General features: G+C 36.4%; 6 protein-coding genes. All 6 read right to left on the reverse strand.

Annotated elements, in window-relative coordinates:
- Positions 1 to 3,185: tape measure protein (locus AB0P25_RS19200; protein ID WP_363809523.1), on the reverse strand; the 3,185-nt coding region annotated here is incomplete at its 3' end.
- Between the two features lie 60 nt (positions 3,186 to 3,245).
- A complete protein-coding gene (locus AB0P25_RS19205; protein WP_363809525.1) occupies positions 3,246 to 3,572 on the reverse strand; it encodes a hypothetical protein in 327 nt (108 codons plus the stop codon).
- Positions 3,569 to 4,111, reverse strand: coding sequence for a hypothetical protein (locus tag AB0P25_RS19210; protein WP_363809526.1), 543 nt, complete (start codon positions 4,109 to 4,111; stop codon positions 3,569 to 3,571). The genes AB0P25_RS19205 and AB0P25_RS19210 overlap by 4 nt, the downstream gene beginning before the upstream one ends.
- A 311-nt stretch (positions 4,112 to 4,422) precedes the next feature.
- Positions 4,423 to 4,770, reverse strand: coding sequence for a hypothetical protein (locus AB0P25_RS19215; protein WP_363809528.1), 348 nt, complete (start codon positions 4,768 to 4,770; stop codon positions 4,423 to 4,425).
- 212 nt (positions 4,771 to 4,982) lie between these two features.
- Positions 4,983 to 6,308, reverse strand: coding sequence for a DUF4325 domain-containing protein (locus tag AB0P25_RS19220; protein WP_228715775.1), 1,326 nt, complete (start codon positions 6,306 to 6,308; stop codon positions 4,983 to 4,985).
- 404 nt (positions 6,309 to 6,712) lie between these two features.
- The coding region (locus tag AB0P25_RS19225) for a hypothetical protein (RefSeq protein WP_363809529.1) at positions 6,713 to 6,985 on the reverse strand (273 nt) is incomplete at its 5' end.

Below are 6,985 nucleotides of genomic sequence, written 5' to 3' on the forward strand. Positions count from 1 at the left end.
GCGCCCAAGCGACTAAAACGTTCCTGATCCTGTCTAAAGAACTCACTGGAACCATTCATATCAGCCTGAATACCACCCCAGTTTTGAACAGCGTTATTAACTTTGTCGCGTGTCTCTTTGTCCTGTGTGGCTTTAGATAATGCGATTAGCTTTTGCCGCTCTTCAATGGAAAGTTTTGTATTCTTAAGAATCTCCTCTCTTTCAAGTCTATAACGTTCCTGCATGGCTTGAGTTTCGGAAAGCAGAGATAAACGGGCTTGAAATGATCGCTGCTCTTGGGCTAATTTCATCAATCCTCGTTCTTGCTGATATTGCTGTTCTAGCAACTCTACTGCTTGCTTTTGTTCCGATTTACTTAATTCAATGTCATGAGCCGCATTGAACTTTTTGCGATCAAAACTTTCTTTAAGTAAATCAGCCTCGGTTTTCTGGAATTCTTTATAGTCTTCCAGTTTCGTTCTAAGGGCTTGTTTGGCGATAGCGATATCATTATCGGCGCGACGATTTATTTCCGCCTTGATTTCTGCTGTTCGTTCCGGGCTAAAATTAGCTTTATCAACATCTTCCAATCTCACCTTTCTATTATTGTTAATCCGTCCAACTTCACTCGCTACCTCATTTTCAAGTGACCGTTGCAGATCCTGTTGACGTTCAAGTTGCGATTGAATGTCACCCGAAGCTTTATCACTACCTTTGCTTGCTCCGCTCTTAACCTTGCTTTGCATACTCGGCGATTGGTGAAGAAGCTTAAGTGACACCCCATCCTCAAAGATCACCTCGCTGACATAGCCACCACCTTTGCTGTCATACCATGTCTTAATATCTTTCACGGCGACATTGGTTGTGATCGGCGTACCTTCAGGCATTGAGAAATCAATACCCTTATGAAATGAAGAAGCCCCTTTAGTAGGGGCTTGTCTTGGACCATAGTTGGAACTGATCTTGTAAGATGACAATGGTTTGCCACCCGCTTGCAACCTAGCTAAATGTTCATTAGAGACTTTCTGGCCAGACATAGAACCACCATAACGAACATCAAGATGTGGGCCTGTGCCAACTCCTGATTGACCTGAAATGCCGACTAATCGTTTACTGACCTTCTCTTGTTTCTCCAACTCTTTAGTGCGTGCCTTATCCTTGTTTACAAGAGCCTCAAGGGCGTTTTCCTGCGCCACAATACCTTTAATGATTGTGTCTTGCTCTACAGTTACACCTACGTAACCTTTTTTCTGGTTATCGCGGTATGTCTGCAAAAGTAAATCAGCTTCCTCAACTGATCTTCCATATTTTTTAATAAGAGTAGTTTTGAATGCCGCATCCCATTTACGGTCAGCTAAAGTTTTATTGATATCTTTCAATTTGTCATGTAGCTGAGCAACATCATTTACAGCATTTTTTGCTCCCTGACTGACATCATTAAATCCTACTTTTGCATTGGCGCCACTATTTCTTACGAGATTTAGCTCAGTATTTGTCTTAGATACAGCAAGTGAATTTTCATCAACTTTCTTTTTACTATCGACAAGCTGATTTATCTGATCGGAATTAATGAAATCAAGTTGATTTAGTCTCTCAAATGCCTGATTTACATCAATCACTTCATTTGTTAATTCGGCCCAGATTCGATAAGCCTCTGTACTCTTTTTATTGCTATCAGCAATATTTTGAGTTAATGCTAAAAATTCATTTTGAGCCTTTTTAAGCTGAGCTGACTGAGAATTTAATTGCTTATTTAGTTCTCCTTCAGCTGCACGTTTTTGGGCTCCATTTAGCTTAGTGAGTTCATCGACAGCCAATCCAGCATAACGCGTCTGATCCTTAAGCATGTCATTAGCTTCATTGCCATTGTCACGCATCAACAAATAACCAGCAGCTAAGGTGGCTACTGTAATTCCTATACCTGCTGGACCACCTAATACTCCTAACAATGTACGGCCTGCGCCAAACATAGCACCTGTAAGGCCAACCGCAGCTTTTTGAGCAGTTGCACTTCTTGCTTGGGCAACTGCTAATGTAGTCTCTGCTGTGGCTAGTTCGCGTGTTACCTGAGCTTCAATTTTCTTAAGCTCAGCCATACGTGTAATAGATTGTGTGCGCCCAACTGAATTGATCTGTGATTTTAAACGATCTGCTTCTAATGCTTTTTCCGCTGCCAATGCAGCTAAAGTAGCTTGAGTATTCACCACTTGAGCTTGAGCAGACTTAACAGCAGCTGATGATTCAGCCAACTCAGCCAATGCTTTTGAACGACTTGCTTGAATACTTGATGTTGTTGCAGCTATATCAGCGTAGACAGCCATTGATTTAGCACTAATTGCTTTAGTGACATATCCAATCCCAACTACTAAAGCTCCATCAGCAATCAAATCCAAATTCGTTGCAAGAATTTGAATAGATGCAGCTAATGTCTCTGCAGCACCAGATCCCTGACCTGTTTCGCCAACAAACTTAGTTATCCCATTACTTAACATTTCCAAAGATTGAGAAATTGTTTTGTTAGTTTTGCCGTACAGCTGCTCAACACTATCACCAGCATTTAAAAGTGCTTTAGTAATAACATCTCCGGTAAGTTTTCCATCCAACATCATTTGACGGAGTTCACCACGAGTTACACCTAATCCTTTTGCCATGGCATTTAATAAGCCACCCGCTCCTTCTACTAAACTATTAAACTCTTCAGCTCTTAAAACCCCACCATCTAAAGCTTGCCCATATTGGAATAAAGCCGCTGCAGCTGATTCAGAATTTGAACCACTAATAGCAACAGCTTTTGAAGTAATTTCAGTAAGTTTGGCTGTTTGTTCTTGAGTTAAATTTAATGTTTTTGCATTGGACATATATTTGGAGTACACATCATTGACAGCACTCCAAGACGAAGCAGAACGCTGTGCAATTTCAAAAGTATCATCCATTGCTTGATTTAATTCTTTCTGATTATTAGTCACTAATTTCAGTTTGTTATTAATACCAGTATAGAGATCCATTTTGCTAATAGCCGCCCCCACTGTTACAAGCCCAGCCATATAACCTGCTAAAGTACGAGTAGCAATAGACATTCTATCCATGGACTTAGAAGCAAAGTTGCCATTCTTTTCAATACTGTTTAGTTCATTGCCTAGATTTCGTGCATTTCGTTCAGCATTTTGCGAATCAATAACAATGACCAACCGGGATTCTTGCGCCATTTTTACTTTTCTCCAGGCAATAAAAAACCCCGCAAATGCGGGGTTTTAGGTTTGTTAAATCTAAGATAAATTATTAATACAACTAATGAATTTATCTTTGGAAAATTCATTTATCTCTTCACGTTGTTTTTCTTTAGTACTATATTTAGGTCGTTCATAGGCATCTAAGATATATTTTTTGCTTAATTTTTTCTGACTCTCATTTGTTCTTGTCTTTTCCAAGGAATCAAACATAACCTTAATAGAAACACCATCTTGCCTGTTAGTCATAACCATTTCAGCATAATCATAAATCCCTCTACAAAAGCTTTGCTTCTTATTTTCATTTGCTGAAACGTAACTCGAACTCAAGAGTAAACAACTTCCTATGAGAGCAATCATCTTCATCTCGATACACCTTTATCATACATTCTCATACTAGTTCCTAAATCAGATTGTGTGATTTCTATCAAATAATCCTTACACCTATAATGATATTCATTGACTTCACCGTATCTAGGATCCGTTTCATGTGTCAAACTCCAACCAACTTTAGGTAAACCATATAAAGTTATAAGGGCGTCTTTAACTTTGCCAACTGGAAAATCATCCAATCTTAGACTTAATCCAAAACTCAAAACTTTATAATTTTTTGGATCATAGGTTATGAAGTTAAAATCACGAATTGGTTGACTACCTAACCAAATATCATTTGTCCTATTTAAGATAGAAACACGATATTCCTTTGACCCTATTTTGTTAAAAACATCATTCTCAAGTTCAAGCCTTCTATAATCCTTTGATGCTAATTCCTTAACTGATTTCCCCAACCCCACATCACCAACAATAATCTTATCTTTAGATATCTCACAAGTACCGAGATTTTTATGTTCTGCCCATGAAGAAGAAGATAAACAAATTAAACCTAACAAAATAATTTTTTTCATAAAGTTATCCATTTTATTAATGGGTTAAAATTTAACAGTTGGGGCATTAAAAAACCACCCGAAGGTGGTCTAATTGTTATTCATGTTTCTATTAATCTCTTTTCCAGCTGAGGTCCCACCTTTTTGACCTAAGTTAAGTAAATTTAAATCTTTAAAATAGTTACTACCCGCAATTAATATTATGACAATTACTGAACCTAAAATGAATTTTGTTTGATTTGACACAATTTTTACCTTTAAGAAATTAAACCTATTTTGTCGAATACTTGTTGATGCAAGCTATATACTATTAGATTCTTAAGTGACAAAAATCAACCACAATTAACGACAAAAGTTTTTCTGTAGAATCTAATCACAGCCTCATAGTCTCTTAATAGATTTTCCTCTGTATATAATTTAGGAGAAAGCTTAAGAAGAGTTGGCATGTACTGTTTTTTGTAGACTTCACGATAGGTGTTGCACAATATCTCACGCTTTCGTTGAAATGGAATATCTCGATTTTCTAGTTCATCTAGCATCTTCCCTATTTCTTTATCTGCACTCATGAATTGAGCTTCAACTGAAGGAGGCAGTGCCTTACTTTCAGCTTGTTTAGTACAGCTAACTAAAACTACTAAAGAAATAGATAACCCCAATATATAAAAAAGTTTTTCTAACATATTAATTTTCAATATAAATTATTATTAATATTATATATTTTTAATAACTATATTTCACTATTACTACATTACAGATATTAAAAAACCACCCGAAGGTGGCTTATTGGGTTGCGTATCTAGCAAGAGAACAAACGTATCAAGCATCGCAGTCGAGAAATTTGGCTTAACTCAATAGCCTTTTTCTTTTTTCATAGGTCTTCTACTCCATTTTATTAGTTAGTGTTGTCTTCAAAAATAAAATCAATTGTTTCTCTTATATCTGGCTCAGCATTTATAACTTTTATTCTTTTATATGCAGACATTCCTAGGCGCGTTATAGGCGTCGCTAAGAGAGCATTCAAAAAGCTATGCGGAGCCCTTTTGATATTTTTACAGTCTATAATTACTTTTTTACCACTTTCAATAGCAGGAAGTAAATATTTATCTCTTATATTTATTGCTTCAGATTTCAATTCAGCATGATCACCAAAATAGTTTGTCATGTATAAAACAAATTGTTGATCAACTTCCTCATTTCTTAAATAACTTCGTTCTTGTTCAGCATTCTGCCTCAATTCTTGAAGTATTGCTGTTAAATTATTACTATCTTCTTTACTTATTTTAATAGATAGAAAAGCAATTGTACCTTTCCACTGTTGCGAAAGTGTTGTCGATGTTACATCTCGAGGTGAAATATGTACTAATCCATCATTTGATAAAATATACATATCACCTTTAAGACGCCTAATGATATTTGATGTTAAATACAAACCCATTCCAGCATTATTTTTCGCGTTATAAGGGTCAGAGTTAGCGAATGTTCCTGATTTTTCTGGTTGAATTGCTAATCTTATCGCAGATTCATTAGACTCTTGTCCCGGATATGTTTGTTCTATATGAGCTTTGATACCTACCCCTAAGTCTGCAATGATAAAATTCATCTCTCCTTTATTCCGATACCAACTCATTTGCACCAGAGCTGGCAAGTTGATGTTTGTTAATGGAGAAAATGATGGTCCATGCTCTAAGGCGTTATACATTAATTCACTTAGTATATAACTGAGAGTATCAGTATAAGAAATATCAAATTCACCTGTGTAACGCTCAATGGCTGAAAGAATATCCTTGAAGTCTTTACCATTAGACTCTTTTCTTAATGCAAACAGTGGCTTGTAATTATCCCCTTTAAACTGCTGGTAGGTATGAAAAAGAACATTAAAGGTACCAAGAGCCCCTAATCTTTTCCACATTACACTAGCATCACGATATGCAGATTTGTCAATAACATGATCTACAGTGCAACCTCTGCTTTTCAAGTACCAAGAGTAAATAACAATCAAAGATATTGCTTGATAGTCAGCTGATGTACATTCTGTAAAATCAATCCTTACTTGAATATTTTCTAAACTCCAATCGAAGTACTTCAATATCCCATCAAAATCCATTATTCCATGATTTTTGAACCCAAAACGCTTTGGAAGGGTGATTGTTACCCCACTAAATCTTTTAATTTCTTTTTTTATAGGAAGAAGTGCTTTTTTCATTACATCATTACGCATTTATTTTTTATATTCCTAACAAGCTAATTTATAATTTACCAACTTAAAGACCGATTATCTACATTCAAATTTGATTTATATACCAATGTGTTATAACTATTTACCTTCTATTAATTTAATGCTATTAAGATATTTTCTGAAAGCGACACTGAGTGCCGCCTACTTCTTGTTTAACTTCTTAAGTACTCCATCCATAAACAAGTTATCCAAAGCAAAAATACAGTCATTAAAGATATGAGAATCAACAGGCAAATCATTATGCTCAGCATAGACATTGATTGCTTGCTGATCTAAAGATAAAGGTACACCCTGCTCATATCGTCTTGATCTAATAATCGCGCTAAAGGCTGCAAGAATTGAGTCAGCCGCATAAGAATATTCTGGTGGATCTGGAACATGTCCACCTAAGAACTTGATTTGTTCGATTTCGTGCGGCGTTTTCGACGCATAGGTCTTTTGGTACTTGTAGAGCTCGATGACTTTCCCAGTATTGTCGCCTTGTCCTTATCAGCTTCCTCCTGAATCTTTTGCGCCTGCTCTTTAATAAATGACCAGATAACAATACCTATATCACCAAGATTGAGAAGCTTTGACGCATTTTCAGGTGTATACGGTTTTTCAGTTTCAACGGATTTGCCTTCTACTATCTCAGCAAAAACAATACCTTTCCAGTCCTC

Source organism: Leifsonia sp. NPDC077715 (genome assembly GCF_040686855.1).
Lineage (GTDB): Bacteria > Actinomycetota > Actinomycetes > Actinomycetales > Microbacteriaceae > Leifsonia.